Origin of the sequence: Streptomyces hilarionis (assembly GCF_024539675.1) — a bacterium.
GTDB lineage: Bacteria > Actinomycetota > Actinomycetes > Streptomycetales > Streptomycetaceae > Streptomyces > Streptomyces hilarionis.
Window position 1 is genome coordinate 1 of sequence record NZ_JAHHIT010000702.1, and the last position, 277, is coordinate 277.

At 53.8% G+C, this 277-nt stretch carries 1 protein-coding gene; it reads left to right on the forward strand.

All coding sequences use genetic code 11. The annotated features are described in order from the left end of the window. A partial coding sequence (locus KMS84_RS40070; RefSeq protein WP_256921580.1) for a DUF4917 family protein occupies window positions 1-277 on the forward strand: 277 nt, incomplete at both ends.

The window sequence follows — 277 nt, forward strand, 5'->3', positions numbered from 1 at the left end:
ATGTGCAGCGCCTGTTCGACTTCTTCGAAACCAGCGATTTTGAGCTTGTCCTGCGGCTGGTCTGGCAGGCCAGCAATGTGAATCGGTCACTGGAGATTCCTGACGAGCGAACGCACCAGGCGTATGTGCGAGTTCGAGACTCCTTAATACAGGCGGTCCGCAGCGTACACCCTGAGTACGAGCAGGTCACACAACATCTGCCCAATATGTACCAGTACCTTAAAGGGTTCGACACGGTGCTCTCGCTGAACTACGACTTGCTGATTTACTGGACGAT